This window comes from Kitasatospora sp. NPDC051853 (genome assembly GCF_044452665.1).
Lineage (GTDB): Bacteria > Actinomycetota > Actinomycetes > Streptomycetales > Streptomycetaceae > Kitasatospora.
On sequence record NZ_JBITBY010000002.1, the window covers coordinates 367151 to 383836 of the forward strand.

The following is a 16686-nucleotide window of genomic DNA, read 5'->3' on the forward strand; positions in this document are numbered from 1 at the left end:
GAGAGCGATGGAAGAGCAACAGGAGCTGAGGCGGGCCGAGTCGGTGCCGGTCCAGGCCGACGAGCCCACGGCCCGCCTCCAGCCCGTGCAGACGACCGAGCGGCTGGCCCCGTTGGAGCCGATGCAGGTCACCGACCGGATGGCCCCGCTGGAACCCATGCAGGTCACCGACCGGATGGCCCCGCTGGAACCCATGCAGGTCACCGACCGGATGGCCCCGACGGAGCCCTTGCACGCCACCGACCGGATGGCACCGTTGGAACCCATGCAGGTCCGCGACCGGATGGCACCCCTGGAGCCGATGCAGGTCGACGCACCCACGGCCGCGCGGGTGGCGGCCGATGCGGTGGAGCCGACCGCGCCGCTGCGGGCGCGGGTGGCCGCCCGGCCGGTGGAGAGCACCGAGCGGGCCGTGCGGCCCTCCGCTCCCGCCGGGGGGCCGGACTCCGGTCCGGGCTTCACCGCCGATCCGGAGAGGTACCGTGCGGCGGCCGGTCCGGTCCTCGCGGCCTCGGATCAACTCGCCGATATGGCCCGTGGGTTGCAGGCCTACATGTCGGGGATGAGCGGCCGTGCCCCGTGGGGCAACGACGACTCCGGCGAGAAGTTCGCCAACGGTGAGAAGGGCTATCTCACCTACAGCGGCAAGGTGTTGGAGGGCATCGGCAACCTGCCCACCGCCCTCAAGTACATCGCGGACGGCCTGAAGGTCATGGCCCAGAGCTACGACAACACCGAGGAGGGCCTCTCCACCGGCCTCACCTCCATGGAGGCCGAGCTGCCCGAGACCGCCCTCTTCCACCCTGACCTCGCCATGCGGGACATCGCCAAGGGACGTCCCCACCACACCGGAAGGCCCTGATCGAACATGGCGGTTGAGCTGCCCGAACCCCTTCAGTGGGTCCTTCTCCTGCTGGCCGGCACCCGCTGGCCGGAAGGCGAGGAGGACTTGATGCGCGAGATGGCCGACCGCTGGCGGGAGGCCGGGCAGACCCTGGCCGACGTCGGCACGTCGGTCGACTCGACCATCAAGCGGGCGCTCGATGGCCAGCAGGGCAAGGCGGCCGAGGGCCTGTCCACGCACTGGGCCAAGTTCTCGGTGGGCAAGGGCACGGAGGAGGACCCCGGGTTCTTCCCCAGCATGGTCAAGTCCTGCGAGGGCATGGCCGAGATGCTCGACAACATGGCCAACTCGACCGAGAGCGCCAAGATCCAGATCGTGGCGCAGCTCGGCATCCTGGCGTTCGAGATCGCGACGGCCGAGGCCTCCGCCCCGTTCACCGCCGGGGCCTCACTGGCCACCATCCCGGCGGCGGTCGCGGTCAGCCGCGTCGTGGTGCAGCAGATCCTCAAGAAGCTGCTCAAGGAGGCGCTGGAGTTCGCGGCCAAGGAGGCCGCCCAGGAAGTCGCCATCAACCTGCTCGCGCAGACCATCCAGATCGCCGAGGGCAACCGCAAGGGCCTGGACACCAAGGAGCTCGGCCAGAGCGCCATCGGCGGCGCGGTCGGTGGTGCCGCCGGCGGCATGATCGGCAAGGGCATCGGCGCGGGCGCCGGCAAGGCCGGGTTCGGCAACGCGGCGAACAGCGTCGGCGGCAAGATGGCGAGCGGCGCGGTCTCCGGCATCGGCGGGGACGTCGCGGCCCAGCTGGCCACCACCGGCACGGTGGACGGCGGAAGCCTGCTCGGCTCCGGTCTGAGCGGCGGCTCCAACGTCGGTCTCCAGCACGGCGCTTCGGCGCTGAAGGGCAAGTTCGGCGGCGGCGACATCCCGAACGTCCCGACCGGCGGCACCCTGCCCGGCGCCGACGCCCCGCCGACCTTCGGCGGACGGCCCGGCGGCGGCTCCTCCGGCTCGTCCGGCTCCTCGGGGACGCACGGCGCGGACGGCACCGGCTCGACCGGCGGCGCCGAGGCGTACCGGGGCCCGAGCGGTGGCACCACGGACAGCGGCAGCACCACGAACCCGTCCACGGGCGGCGGCCGCACCCTCTCGCCGTTCGGTTCGGACCGGACCGGCTCCGGCAGTCACGACACCAACACCACCAGCAGCAACGGCAGTTCGAGCATCGGCGGATCGGCCGGAGGCTCGCGCGGCGGCGACTCCACTCCGTCCAGCGGTACGCCGTCCAGCACGGCCGCCCACACCCCGGCCCCCGACAGCGGCAGCGCCGCGCGCCCGCAGCCCGCCACCGCCCACACCGAGACCCCGTCCCGGTCGGACGCCCCGTCGGCCACCGCCCACCCGGACGCGACGCCCCGTCAGACCGACCCGGCCCCGCGTGCCGCCGACCCCGCGCCGCACACCGCCGCGCCCACCCCCGACCGCACCCCGCAGGGCGACACCTCGCCGACCCCGCGTCAGGCCGACGCGCCCGCACCGACGGTGCGCCCCGAGCCCGAGGCCACCTCCGCCCGCCCGGAGCCGACCGTCCGTCCGCAGGCCGACACCCAGCCCGCCGCCGACCCGGTCCGCCCCCAGCAGGAGACCCCTGCGGCGGCCCGCCCGGAGAGCCCCCTCCCGCACCAGGCCCCGCCCGCCGACCACACCCAGGACACTCCGGTCGCTCAGCCCCGGCCGACCGAGACCCCGGCTGAGACCCCGGCCGCCTTCCGGACCGAGCCGACCGTCCCGCACCAGCAGGCCGACCCGACCGACCCGGTCCGTCAGCAGCCCGCTCCCCACGAGGCGCCGCCGGCCCGTCCCGAGGCCGAGCCCCGCCCGGCCCCCGCCCGGGCCGACACCGAGCCGAACGCCGTCCCGCAGCCGCGCCCGGAGTCCGACCCGACGCCGCGTCAGCAGCAGCCCCAGGCGCAGCCCGACGCGCATCCACAGCCGCACCCCGCGGCTGCGGAGCAGGCACCCCGGCCGGAGGCCCAGCCGCACGCCACCGAGGCCCCGCAGACCCGCAACGACCAGCAGCCGCAGCCCGACCGTCAGCCGCAGCCCCAACCGCACGCCACCGAGGCCCCCGAGCCGACGCCGCGTCAGCAGCAGGCCCAGCCCCAGCCGGAGACCCAGCCGACGCCGCAGCCCCAGCCCCAGTCCCGCCCGGAACCGGTCGCGACCCCCGCGCCCGTCGCTCCCGCCCGCGCCGACTCGGCCCCCGACCGCACGGACCCGCACACCCCCGCGCCCGAGGGCACCCGCATCGCGGGCGGCCCGATCACCGCCCCGCGCCCGTCGGCGACCCCGACCTCGGACCACCGCTCGGACTCGCCCCTCCCGCCTGCCCCGGACCAGACCCCCGCCCAGGCGCCGCCCACCCAGGCCCCGCCGGTCTCCCACGTCTCCCCGCCGCCCCCGGCAGCCGCCCCGACCCGCACCCCGGCCGCCGACCGGAGCGGCAACGGCCTCGGGCCGGTGCGTCCGCCCGCCGCCCAGCCCCACAATCCCGCCCCCGCCCTGCGGTTCACCCCGCGCCCCACCACCGACACCGGCCCCACCCCCACTCCCGAGCCGCGCGGGACCAAGCGCGGCCGCGAGGACGACACCCTCCCCCAGGGCCGTCCCGAGGGCCCGAAGCGGCAGCGCACGCCCGCGTACGAGAACACCGCCGGCCCGCTCCGCGACCGCGGCTACGAACCGGCCACCCGCGAGCAGTACCAGGCCCTCGCGGACCACCTGGCCCAGCACGGCTCCACCCCGCACCCGGAGCTGACGCCCGAGCTGCTCGGGCACGTCAACCCGCACACCGCCACCATGGACGGCGGCGACCTCTACAGCTGCCTGGAGGCGGTCGAGGCGCTGCGCGACACCCACTACGGCAACCCGCGCCCCTCCGGCCTGCCGCACGCCTCCGTCCCGGAGAACAACTCCGCCTGGACGCTGACCAAGCGTCACGGCACCCCCGTGCCGCTCGGCACCGGGCAGCACGGGGTGGACGCGGTGATCGACCAGGTCCGCGACGCCGGGCCCGGCAGCTTCTCCACCGTCCTGTTCTCCGACGGCCCCGGCACCACCGGCCACGTGGTGGCCCTGGTGCACGGCCCGGACGGCACCCTGCACTGGGCCGACCCGAGCACCGGTGAGGTCCGCGAGGCCCGGCCGGGCTCCCTGCCCGGCGACTGGGCGGACGGCGACAAGAACGTCTGGGCCGCCACCTCGGACACCGACGGCGACTCGGTCACCCCGCGCGCCGACCCCTCGGTCTTCGACGGCGACGCGCCGAGCTTCGGCGTGCTCGCCGTCACCGTCGACGGCAGCAAGCTCGACGCCGCCGACCGCGACGTGGTGCGCCGGTTGGCCCAGGACATCGACGACCAGGTGGAGCAGGCGGCCAAGCTCGCCCTGGCCAACCCGGAGTCGGTGCCCGACCTCAACGGCTACACCAAGCAGTGGACCAAGAGCTACACCGAGTGGGCCGACCCGCAGACCCCGCCGGACCGGCGGGCGGAGATCCAGAAGAAGCTGCCCCGTCAGTTCGGCTACGTGGTCGAGTCGATGGCGAACCAGATGATCCGCGACAACGTCGCCCCGCCGCCGGGCTACGACATCGACACCCAGGTGACCAACGGCTCCACCCGCCCCGACCTGGTGATCACCAAGACCGACTCCGAGGGCAAGACCTCCGACCTCGGCTGGCTGGACATCACCGCCGACAAGTCCGAGGGCCACATCGGCGACAAGCAGAGCTCGCTCTGGAAGACGCGTCCGTACGTGGCCGAGACGCTGTACCCGTCCCTGGCGCTGGGCGAGCTGGGCAAGGGCGGATCGCCCCGGCAGCAGGCGCTGGTCCAGGCGTTGGTCGAGAGCCAGGCGGCCGAGGCGCAGCGGATCCAGCAGGTGGTGAAGGACTTCGGGGACGAGGTCCCCGCGCCGATCGACAGCAACAACAAGGCGGACCGGCGCAAGGCGATCGAGGAGAGCCTCGGCGAGCTGCTCAACGGCGGCGAGAAGCTGAAGCCCACCGACGCCCGCAACGTGCTGAAGGCGCTGCAGGAGGCCGGCGTCACGACGTCCACCCTGACCGACTACGGCTACACCTCGGGGAAGACCTCCGGCAAGGACGGCGTGCAGTTCATCGACTCCCGCCTCCGGGAGGACGACCCGCAGACCGACACCCCCGCCGCCGACCGGCCGTCCGACGACGAGACGTCCGACGGCCCGGAGAGCCAGGCCTCCGACGACCGGATGCGGACCACGCCGGAGCCCCCCGCCACCCAGAAGTCCGACGCCAGCATGCCGGACGCCTCCCCGCCGCCGCCGGCCGCCACCGACCGCTCGGTCGACTCCCCCGCCCCGGAGGGCCCGCGCTCCGTCCCGCCCCGGGACGACTACGCCGTCACCCGCCCCGCCGACGTCGCCGGCCTGACCCGTGACCTGCCCCAACTCCCGCCCCGCGACCGGGAGGCGGCGATCGCCGCGCTCCCCGCCTCGGACCGGCGCGGCCTCGCCCGGGACCCGGCCTTCGTCTCCGCCCTGCGCGACACCCTGCCGCCCGGCGACTTCGCCCGGACCGCCGCCCAGCTGATGGTGGACGTCGACGGCGGTGCCGACCGCCCGGCCTCCGCCCGTGCCGAGGTGACCGACCAGCTGGCCCGGATGCTCCAGGACCCGGACACCGCCGCCCGGTTGCTCACCGAGGGCAGCCGTGTCGTCGTGGTGCCCAAGGACGTGCCGATGACCGACCTGGCCCCGTTCGCCCACCTCGGCGGCCGCACCGCCGACAGCGAGGCGGGCGGCGGCCGCGGCTGGGACGACGTGCGCGGCGCCGGCGGCAAGTGGGCCGCCGTCACCGAGGAGAACCTGCTCGGTGAGCGCACCAGCGTCGGGCCGGACCGGCACTACGCCGACGGCTACTCCACCACCACCCACGAACTCGCGCACACCATCCACAAGTTCGGGCTGACCGACGCCGACCGGCAGCTGATCCGCGACACCTTCGGCGAGAAGCTGGACAACGAGGCGATCCCCCGCCTGTTCGGCGAGGACGGCCCCTCCGCGTGGTCCGACGGCGCGCGCCGCCACGTCGACGGCAGCGAGGCGGAGAACTACGCCGCCCGGGACGAGTACGAGTACTTCGCCCAGGTCAGCAACGCCTACCTCGGCACCAACCACGGCATCGACCCCTACACCGGCCAGCCGCGCAACAACGGCGCGGACTGGGTGCGGGCCAACGAGCCCGAACTCCTGCCGCTGCTGGAGCGGTTGTACGGCGCCGACCCGTCCGCCGTCCACGACGCGCCCGCCAACCCGGTGCGCGCCACGGACGCCGAGAACGACGTGTACCAGGGCCTGCGGGAGTTCACCGCCCAGGTCGAGGGCGGTGAACTCCCGCCGCAGGCGGCCGACTCCGGCCACCACGGGCCGACCGACCGCGGCGTTCCCGCGGACCCGGACACCGAGCTCCCGGCCCCGCCGCCGCGCGCCGATCCGGACCGCAGCGCGGGCGACGCCCCGCAGCACACCTGGCCCTCCACCGGCCGCACCCTGCCCGATCCGGCGGACCGGGCGGCCGAGCTGGCCGCGCGCCACGGCGTCGCCGACCCCGGCGCGCTCGAGCAGAGCATCCGGGACGTCCGCACGGGCGACCTCGCCGCCGTCCGCGACCTGCTGAACGGCGAGCACGGCCCGGAGCTGCTCAAGGACCTCGGCCGGGAGGTGCCCGAACACACCCTCTGGCGGCTCGGCTCCCAGGACCCGGGCAGCGCCGAGCAGTTGAAGGAGATCATCACCCACCGACGCGGTGGCGTGCCGCCCACCGACCTGGAGGTCGAGGCCCGGCGGGAGGTGGCGAGGACGCTGGCCGACCAGCCCTCGGTGACCGTCGTGGTCGCCTCCGGCCCCGGCTCCGGCCACCAGGCGGCGGCGGTCAACATGATCCGCTCGTTGCGCGAACTCGGCTACGACGGGCAGATCGACCTGGTCGCCCCGACCAACGTCCGCTCCCGCCTCGACCGGATGCTCGACGCCGGACTCCTCGGTGGCGGCCAAGTCCACTACGCACCGGACGAGTTCGACCCGCACGGGGAGAACCGGCCGGCTCCGGTCGGCCAGGGCGGGCTGACCCTGGTCGCGGCCAGCGACGAGATCGGCGCGGACGGGGAGAACTCCAAGGCACTGCTCGACTACACCGGCGCCGACAAGGCCGTGGTGCTGGCGCCGTACGCCTGGGGCATGTCCACCCGTGCGGTCTTCTCCCGCACCGAGGACGGCGGCTTCGGCGTGCTGCCGCTGGAGGGCACGGTCGACAAGAAGAACGCGCTGTTCCAGCAGCACGTCCCGGCCCCCGACCCGCACTCCTTCCCCGACAACCCCGGACTGCAGGCGATGGCGGGCCGGATCGACTCCGGCTCCCTCGACCTGATGCCGCTCTACGGCCTGGCCCGGCTCACCCCGGACCGCCAGGCGGCAGCCCCCGACAACCTCGCGGCGGGCATCCACCAGGCCGGGCTCGGCAAGCCGGCCGTCCTGCTCCAGGTCGGCAACCACGACGTCCCGTACGCCCCGCCGTACCAGGCCCCCTGGCTCAAGCGCGCCGACCTCGCGACCCTCGACGCCGACGGCATGAACCAACTGCTGGACACCCTCGGCCCGGACGACGTGCTGGTGCTGCGCTCCGGCCCGCTCAGCCAGGACTCCTTCGAGAAGGTCTTCCAGCTCGGCAGCCTGCCCGCCGTCCAGGAGGGCGCCAACACCACCGGCACCAGCCAGCTCACCGGTCGCCCCTACTTCTCCCCCGTCACCGGCACCACCCCCTACCCCGAGGCGGTCTCCTCCAGCGCCGCCCAGGACCTCACCTCCCGGGCCGGCGACCACCTGCCCGCCGACGCCAAGGACCGGCTCGCCGAATCCTGGGATGCTGCCCTCGAGCCCGGGGCCACCGAGTCCGAGGTCGACACCGCCGTGCGCGAGCTCCGCGCCGCAGCAGACCTGTTGGCGGACCGGGCGGACGGCCTGACCGATCCGGCCGAGCAGCGCGCCCTGCGCGAGCTGGCCGAGGGAGGCACCAAGAGCGCCGACGCGCTGCAGCGCTCGCACGCGGCGGTCGCCGTCCGCGAGCAGCTCGAGAAGGTCACCGACGCGCTCGCCTCCGGAAACGACTGGACCGCCGCCATCGAGAACGAGGCGGCGTACAGCAGCCTGCGCCAGGCCGCCTACAACCGTGAGATCGCCGAGGGCTGGCTCAACACCCTGCCCGCCGACGACACTTCGGGCCGCCCGTTCGATCTCAAGAGCGACCAGCTGTACGGCTTCGCGGAGGGCCTCGGGCACGACTACGACCGGCTCGCGGAGATCCTCGGCAAGGACATGACCCCCGAACAGCGGGACACCCTCGACCACTTCCTCTCCCCGCAGGGACGCAGGGCCGAGGAGCGCGTCACCATGATGGGCGACAAGCTCTCCGAGATCCCGCTCGGCACCGTCCCCGAGGCGCGGCAGCGGCTCGCGGACGTGGCCGCCGCCATCCGCGAGCGGGAGGCCGGCTTCGTCCAGGAGCTCAAGGACTCCGAGGACCTCAAGGACGAGTCCACCGCCCCGGACCGCGACCAGGCCCAGGTGATCGCCGACGTCCTCAACGGCTTCGCCGAGCCCGGTTCCGCGTACCAGCAGTACACCTCCGAGCTCACCGGCCGGGCCAACGACTGGCAGCAGAACCAGCTGCTGGTGGCCCTGTTCCACCTGAACGACCAGCCGACCGAGACCCTCCGCACCTCCCCGCCGCCGTCCGTCGACCCCGAGCCCGCCCCCGTCGCGGAGCCGGCCCCGATCCCGGCGCCCCGCCAGGAGTCGGCCCCGCCCACCCCCGAACCGCCGCGCGCCGTCACGCCGCAACCCCCGAGCCCGGAGCGGCCGTTCCAGCTGCACCCGTCCACCGACGGACCCAGCGTCTTCGATGAGGACTTCACCCTCAACGACGACAGCGACGAGGACGGTGAGGCCGCGCCCGCCCCCCGGGCCGAGGCCCACGACAGCGACTCGGACACGGACGCCTCCTGGGTGACCGCCCCCGAGTCGCCCCTCGGTGACAGCCCGCTGCACGGCCCGGTCACCACCGCCGACCACGGCGGCCCGAGCATCTTCGACGACGACTTCGTCCTCAACGACGACAGCGACGCCGAGGCCGGTCCCAGCATCTTCGACGACGACTTCACCCTGAACGACGACAGCGACGGCGAGACCGGGAACCACCAGCCCTCCCCTCCGCCGCCCGCCGCACCGTTCCAGCTCGGCCCGGTCCGCAGCCCCTCGTCCGAGGGCCCGTCCTCCGGCTTCGGTTCGACGAACCGTCAGCCGGCGCCCGGCCGCGTCTCGGTCCCGCCCCCGCCGACGTCCGCCACCGACCACCGTTCCCGGCCGGCCCAGGACCGGGGCGAGCCGCCCGCCAAGCGCCGCCGCACGCCCGCGTACGAGAACACCGACGCCGTCCTCCACGACCGCGGCTACCGTCCGGCCGACTCCGAACAGCACGCCGCACTGCGCGACTTCACCGAGGGCCGCCGCTTCCCGGAGCCGACCCCCGAGCTGCTCGGGCTCGTCACCCCGCACCGGCAACCCGTGTCCCCCGGGCCGGAGTTCCGTCTCGGCGACGACCTGCAGAGCTGCCTCGAGGCCGTCGAGGCCTACCGCGACACCCACTACGGCCGTCCCCGTCCGTCCGGCCAGTCGCACACCGGCGCGGTGGAGCAGCACGCCGCCCAGGTGCTCAACCGCCGCCACGACCTGCCGCACCTGTTCGGCGAGGGGCAGCCCGCCGTGGACTCCCTCATCGACCACGTCGGCCGCGGCGGCCCGGGCTCCTTCGCCACCGTGCTGGTCGGCCGCGAGGGCGAGGTCGGCCACACCGTCGCGCTGGTCAACGGCGCCGACGGGACGCTCCGTTGGGTCGATCCGAGTACCCGCCGGTCCTGGGAGGCCACTCCCGGCTCGCTGCCGGACCCGCGCGCCACCGGCTGGAAGGTGTGGGCCTCCGCCGCCGGACCCGACGAGTCCACCCTCCCCGGCCTCACCCCGGACCGGAACTTCCAGGCCGACTTCGGCGCGCCGTTCCTGAGCTCGCTGTTCGGCAATCCCACCCCGGCCCCGACCTCCCAGACCGCGCCCCCGGTGGCCGCGCCGCAGCAGCTCGACCTTCCCGACCCGGTCGAGGCGACCGCTCGACTCACGGACGCCCCGGCCGACTTCCTCCGGGACACCATCCTGTCCTACGACGGTGCACTCGGGATGGAACTCAGGCAACCGAGGCTCAACCAGCAGGAGGCGCGCCAGTTCATGGCCTGGGCCAACACCCAGCCCGACAACTGGTTCACCCTGGTCCCGGACCCGCGCCGCAACAACGCGCTGATCCTCACCCCGGCGGTCGAGAAGTACGTCGAAGCCCACCCGGACGACCCGTTCGTCTCCCGCTTCGCCGAGCGCTTCGCCAACCCGCCGGCCGGCCAGCAGTACCTGACCTCCTCCTACATCCCCTACCTGGCCGGCGCCCCGGGCGGACAGCTGCACACCGTCGGCTCGACGCCCGTGCCCCTGAACCCGGACCCGGCCGTCCCCGGCTCGGAGTTCGTCTTCACCGCCGTGATGAACGGCTGCGCCCTCGCCGTCACCCCGGGTGCCACCCCGGGCACCTTCACGGCCTGGCACTACCAGTCCAGCACCACCAACAACTCCAGTGCCCTGGACTTCCGCCGCACCCAGCGGCCCACCGACTGGTTCGGCTCGGAGGAGTACGAGAGCGGCACCCAGTCCGCCTTCTACGAGGTCACCAACTTCCTCTGGAAGGACCCCGCCGGCGACTGGCAGATCGTCAGCCAGGAGACCAGTGTCGACCCCACCGACGAGGCCGCCTCCACCGTCACCGCCGTCCGCCTGCGCCCCCTCGACCTGACCCCGCCCACCCCCTCCCAGGAGGCGGTCCACCTCGCCCGGATCTACACGGGCATGGCCGAGGCCGAACTCAAGCGCTTCGACACCGACGTGGCCGGCATCCTCAACCAGAACTGGGGCTCCAAGCAGGCCGAGGTCGCCCAGGAGCTCCAGCGCCTGCGCAGCACCCTCCTGGTCGACCTCATCAACCTCCGCGAGCAGGGCCACCTCGACCCCCGGGTCCCCTTCAGCGGCACCAACCCCGCCGCCGTTCCCCTGGGGACCCCGGCCCCCGACACCCTCACCTTCGCCACCCTCAACCAGGTCGCCCAGGCCGTCGCCGCCACCCGCCGCACCGCCGGCACCCTCGCGGCGGAACGCCTCGACGCCCTCAACGCCGCCACCCCCGTCAAGGACCGCGACTGGCGCCAGGGCAAGCTCGACCAACTCCTCACCACCTTCCTGCCGACCCCCGACACCCCCACCCCCTGGCACCACCACCTCACCACCGAGACCACCGACCACCCCCGCGCCTGACCCCGTACCGAAGAGCGGCCCCCACCGGATGTCCGGTGGGGGCCGCTCGCCGTGTCCCGGACCACGGACGGGAACTCCCCCGGTCCGGCGTCCGACTGCTGTGGCGGGCGGCCGGTCGGCCGCCGTCGTCGTCGGGAAGGGTCTGTGTGCCGTGTCGGGTGGAGAGCGTCCAGCGGGGTCCGCGTCGGGGTGCCCGGTGCAGCGGGTGCCGCTGTACGGGGAGGGGTTCAAGCGGGATCCGTACCCGCTGTACCGGGAGCTGCGGGAGGCCGGGCCGGTGCACCCGGTGCGGTTCCCGTCCGGGGTGGCGGCCTGGTTGGTGACCGGGTACCGGGCGGCGGTGGAGACCTTGGCGGACGGCAGGCTGGGGAAGGACCACCGGCGGGGGAACGAGGGTTGGCGGCGGCTGGCGTCGATCATGCCGGAGCCGCAGCACTCGCGGCTCCAGGTGCACCTGCTGCACCAGGACCCGCCCCGCCACACCGCGATGCGCGGGCTGCTGACGGAGGCCTTCGCGCCCCGCCGGGTGGCCGCCCTGCGGCCGGGGTTCCAGCGGATCGCGGACGGACTGGTGGACGCGCTGCCGGAGCGCGGCGGGGCCGATCTGGTGGCCGGCTTCGCGGCGCTGTTCCCGTTCCGGGTGCTGGCCGAAGTGATCGGGCTGCCGACGGAGTTGGCGAACGACTTCGACCGGGACTGGGGGAAGGTGGTGCAGCCGGTCGGGCCGCAGGACCCGCGACGGGCGGCGTACGAGCGGCGGCTGCGGGAGCTGGAGGGGTACATCGCGCGGGTGGTGGAGCGCTGCCGAGCCGAGCCGGACGGGCTGCTGCACCGACTGGTGGCCGCACACGACGCGGGTGAACTGACCCGGGCCGAGCTGGACTCGATGGTGTTCCAGCTGCTGGTGGCCGGCCAGGAGCCGGTCACCAACCAGATCAGCACGGCGCTGGTGGCCCTGCTGCGTCACCCCGAGGAGCTGGCCCGGCTGCGCGCCGAACCGGCCCTGCTGCCCCGGGCGGTGGAGGAACTGCTGCGCTACGACAGCGCGTTCGAGCTGACCACCTGGCGCTTCCTCGCCGCCGCCGACGACCTGCACGGCACCCCGGTCCCGGCCGGGGACTCGGTGATCGTCTCGCTCTGCGCCGCCAACCGCGACCCGGAACGCTTCCCGGACCCGGACCGGCTCGACCTCGGCCGGACGCCCAACCCGCACCTGGCCTTCGGCCACGGCATCCACTTCTGCCCCGGCGCCGCTCTCGCCCGGGCCGAACTCCGGATCGCCCTCGGCACCTTGACCGCCCGGCTCGACGGACTCCGCCCGGCCGCCGACCTCGACGCCCTGGACTGGACCCCCGCCGTCCTCGCCCGGGGCGTGGACCGCCTGCCGGTGGCGTACGACCGCCGCCGCTGACCCCGCACCACGTACCCCGCCACCGGAGAACCCCCTTGTCACGCACCACCAACGTCCTCGCCCTGCTGCTCCCCCACTGCCGCGCCACCGGCCCGCGAAGGCCGCTCTCCCCGGACGACTTCCCCGAGCAGATACGCCAGGTGGAGTCCTTCGTGGCCGCCGGGGAGGAGATCGTCTTCACCCTCCCGGGCTTCCCCTGCAAGTCGCCCAGCCCGGAGAAGGTGCTCGGCCACCTGCCGGACGAGGGTGAACGCCGGGCGCTGGCCTTCCTCCACGGGCTCTGCGAGCAGGTCACGGAGCTCCATCCGCCCGGCGCCCGGATGGTGGTCTGTTCCGACGGGCACGTCTTCGGCGACCTGATCGGGGTGCCGGACGCCCACGTGGACGCCTACGCGGACGAGCTGGCCGCGATGATCCGCCGGGAGGGCCTGCACCGCCTCTCGGTCTTCGACCTGCGGGACGTGTACGGCGAGCGCAGCCACGACGAGAAGCGCGCCCTGGTGCACGGGCGCCACGCCCCCGACCTCGCCCGGCTGCGCGAGGAACTCCGCCGGGACGAGGGCGCGTTGGCGCTCTACCGGGGCATCACCCGCTTCCTGGTGGAGGACGCGGCCGGCCGCTTCACCGGCACCCGCTCCGCCCTCCAGCGCGAGTGCCGCCGCCGCGCGTACGGGGTGATCCAGCGCAGCCGGGCCTGGGGCGGGCTGATAGCCGAGCAGCACCCGCGCGCCGTCCGGCTCTCGATCCACCCGCAGCCGCCGGGCTCGGCCAAGTTCGGCATCCGGCTGCTGACGGCGGCGGACAGCTGGGCCACCCCCTGGCACGCCACCCCGCTCCACCGTGCCGACGGCCGCTGGGAGTTGGTCCGCCGCGCGGAGGCGGAGCGCCGCGGCCGCCTGGTCCTGCGCGACGGCCGCCCGAGCCACTACACCGCCGCGTAGCCGGTCGGCACCGGGGGCCCGGTACCCGACGCCAGCGGGTACCGGGCCCCCGGTGCGTCCTGCCGGTCAGGGACCGGCCGGGGCCGCCGCCGGGTGGCGGTGGTCGAAGGCGATCAACGGGTCGCCGGTGAGGGGGTGTTCGGTGACGGCGGCGCGGACGCCGAAGACCTCGGCCAGCAGCTCCGGGGTGAGCACCTCGCGCGGCGGGCCGGAGGCCACCACCGCTCCGCCCGCGAGCACGTGCAGGCGGTCGCAGACGGAGGCGGCCGCGTTGAGGTCGTGCAGGGCGACCAGGGAGGTGGTGCGCTGGGCACGGAGCAGGGCGAGGAGTTCGACCTGGTGGCGGATGTCCAGGTGGTTGGTCGGCTCGTCGAGCACCAGGACGTCCGGCTGCTGCGCCAGGGCCCGGGCCAGCAGCACGCGTTGGCGCTCGCCGCCGGAGAGCTCGGCGAACCGCCGCCCCGCGTACGGGGCCATGCCGACCTGCTCCAGCGCGCGGGCGACCACCGCCCGGTCCTCGGCGCTGTCGGCGGCGAAGGCCCGCTGGTAGGGGATGCGGCCGGTGGCGACGATCTGCCGGACCGTCAACTCGAAGCCCTCGCCCCGCTCCTGGGGCAGCGCGGCGAGGTGGCGGGCGGCCTCCGGGCGGGTGACGGCGGCCAGGTCACGGCCGTCCAGCAGGACCCGTCCGGCGCTCGGGGCGAGGTGGCGGTAGACGGCCCGCAGCAGCGTCGACTTGCCGCTGCCGTTCGGGCCGACCAGCCCGGTGACCCGGCCCGACTCGGCGATCAGGTGGACCCCGGCCAGCACGGCGCGGCCGGCCAGGGTGAGGTGCAGGTCTTCGACGGCGAGTCTCATCGGGCCTCCGACTGTCGGTCCAGCAGGTAGAGCAGGACGGGCGCCCCGAGCAGTGCGGTCACCACGCCGATGGGCAACTCCTGCGCGTCCAGGGCCGTCCGGGCGGCGGTGTCCACGGCGGTCAGCAGGACGGCGCCGGTGAGGGCGGAGAGCGGCAGCAGGCGGCGGTGCTCGCCGCCGACCACCAGCCGGACCAGGTGGGGCACCAGCAGCCCGACGAAGCCGATCGCCCCGGCGCTCGCCACCAGGACCCCGGTCAACAGGCTCGCCGTCACGAAGAGTTCGCGGCGCACCCGGTCGGCGTCCACCCCGAGCCCGGCAGCGGTCTCGTCGCCGAGGGTGAGCGCGTTGAGCGCCCGGGCCCGGCCCTGGAGCAGGACCGCACCCAGGGCCACCGCCAGGGCGGGGAGCGGGAGTTGGCCCCAGCTCGCCCCGCTGAGGCTGCCCATCAGCCAGAACAGCACGCCCCGGGTCCGCTGCTCGTCACCGGTCTGGAGCACCAGGTAGCTGCAGAGCCCGCCGAGGAACTGGCCGACGGCGATGCCGCAGAGCACCAGCCGCAGCGGGGCGAAGCCGCCGCCCCGCCGGGCCGCCAGCCAGACCAGCAGGAAGGCGCCGAGCGCACCGGCGAAGGCGGCCGCCGAGACCCCGTGGGCGCCGAGCGCCCCGCCCGTCCCGAGGCCCAGGACGATCGCCCCGACCGCACCGAGCGAGGCCCCGGAGGAGATCCCCAGCAGGTAGGGGTCGGCCAGCGGGTTGCGGACCAGGGCCTGGACGGCGGCGCCGACCAGGCCGAGCCCGGCTCCCACGACGGCCGCCAACAGCGCGCGCGGGACGCGCAGGTGCCAGACGATCAGGTCGCGGGAGCCGGGCAGCGGGGCCCGGCCGGTGAGGCGGCGGCCCACCACCGACCAGACCTCGCCGGGCGGCACGTCCACGCTGCCGAGCGAGACCGCCAGGGTGAGCACCGCGACCAGGGCGAGGGCCAGTGCCGCGGCCAGCACGGCGGGCCGCGGGCGGAGACCCTCCCGGGGCCCGGCGGGAGCCGAAGTCGCCATCTACGGGCCGACCTTGACCAGGTCGGGGTGGAGGGTGCGGGCGATCCGCTCGACGGTGTCGGCGTTGCGGACACCGGCGATGGTGGTGACCTCGGAGCCGATCCGCAGGAAGCGGCCCTCGCGGACGGCGGTCAGGCCCCGGGTGGCGGGGAAGGTGCGCAGGAACTGCTCGGCCTCCTCGTAGGCGCGGCGGTTCTCCTCCTCACCGCCCTTGTCGCGGATGCCCAGTTGGATCCAGTCGGGGTCGCGGGCGACCACGTCCTCCCAGCCGACCGGGCGGAACGAGGCGTCGCAGTCGGCGAAGACGTTGCGGGCGCCGGCCAGGGTGATCACCGCGTTGGCCACCTGCCGGTTGCAGACCGCCATCGGCTGCTTGGTCCCGGCGTCGACGTCGAAGAAGAAGTAGGAGGGGCGGCGCTCGGCGGGCAGGGCGGCGAGCGCGGCGGCGACCCGGCCGGTCTTCCCGGCCATGGCGGCGGTCAGCTGCCGGGCCCGCTCGCCGGTGCCGGTGACGGCGCCGAGGCGTTCGACGTCCCGCTGGACCTCGGCCAGGTCGGTCCTGGGCGCCTTGCCCTGGGCCGCGCAGGCGGTGGAGAGCAGGAACACGTGCTTGATGCCGGCGGCGGCGAACTCCTGCTCGCTGGGCTGGCCGCCCGTCCCGCCGCCCATCGACATCGCCCCGAAGGTGTCCACGTACAGGTCGGCGCCCGAGCCGAGCAGCTTCTCCTTGGCGATGCCCTGCTGCCCGAGGACCGGCACCCGCGCCCCCCGCTCGGCCAGCGCCCCGGGCAGGTACCCCCGGCCGGGCGGGTAGCCGGTGCCCACCAGCCGCTCCCCCGCGCCGAGTTCGAGCAGCATCTCCAGGGCCGCGGCGTTGCTGGTGACGATCCTGGCGGCCGGTCCGTCGAAGGCCGTCTCCCTGCCCGCGCAGTCCGCGACCCGGGCCGGGAAGCCGGCGGCGGCGGCCGCGGCCGCGGCCCCCGGAGGCGCCGGAGCGGGCGCGCCGCCTCCGGCGCAGCCGGATATGAGCAGGGCCGCGGCGGCGGCCACGCCGGGCAGGACACGGGTACGCAT

General features: G+C 75.0%; 7 protein-coding genes. 4 read left to right on the forward strand and 3 right to left on the reverse strand.

The genetic code is table 11. From position 1 onward, the window contains the following. Positions 1-7: 7 nt before the first annotated feature. The 4 genes from ACIA8O_RS06460 (at position 8) to ACIA8O_RS06475 (ending at position 13696) form a co-directional block, all read left to right on the forward strand. The gene (locus ACIA8O_RS06460) at positions 8-862 is read left to right on the forward strand and encodes a hypothetical protein (RefSeq protein WP_396292416.1); all 855 of its coding nucleotides are present in this window, start codon (positions 8-10) and stop codon (positions 860-862) included. Between the two features lie 90 nt (positions 863-952). After that, positions 953-11344, forward strand: a complete 10392-nt coding sequence (locus tag ACIA8O_RS06465) for a toxin glutamine deamidase domain-containing protein (protein ID WP_396292417.1) — start codon at positions 953-955, stop codon at positions 11342-11344. Positions 11345-11540: 196 nt separating this feature from the next. Next, positions 11541-12755, forward strand: coding sequence for a cytochrome P450 (locus ACIA8O_RS06470; protein WP_396292418.1), 1215 nt, complete (start codon positions 11541-11543; stop codon positions 12753-12755). 35 nt (positions 12756-12790) lie between these two features. Further along, complete coding sequence (locus ACIA8O_RS06475; RefSeq protein WP_396292419.1) at positions 12791-13696, forward strand: L-tyrosine/L-tryptophan isonitrile synthase family protein; 906 nt, start codon at positions 12791-12793, stop codon at positions 13694-13696. Positions 13697-13762: 66 nt separating this feature from the next. Here the strand turns inward: ACIA8O_RS06475 and ACIA8O_RS06480 are convergent, their stop codons facing one another. The 3 genes from ACIA8O_RS06480 to ACIA8O_RS06490 are packed head-to-tail and all read right to left on the reverse strand — an operon-like array spanning position 13763 to position 16686. Then, positions 13763-14554 (reverse strand): ABC transporter ATP-binding protein, encoded by a 792-nt coding sequence (locus tag ACIA8O_RS06480; RefSeq protein ID WP_396292420.1) that lies wholly within the window; start codon positions 14552-14554, stop codon positions 13763-13765. Beyond that, entirely contained in the window at positions 14551-15612 is a 1062-nt protein-coding gene (locus tag ACIA8O_RS06485; protein WP_396292421.1) for a FecCD family ABC transporter permease, read from the reverse strand. Before ACIA8O_RS06485 ends, ACIA8O_RS06480 begins: the two co-directional genes overlap by 4 nt. Further along, positions 15613-16686, reverse strand: a complete 1074-nt coding sequence (locus ACIA8O_RS06490) for an ABC transporter substrate-binding protein (RefSeq protein WP_396292422.1) — start codon at positions 16684-16686, stop codon at positions 15613-15615.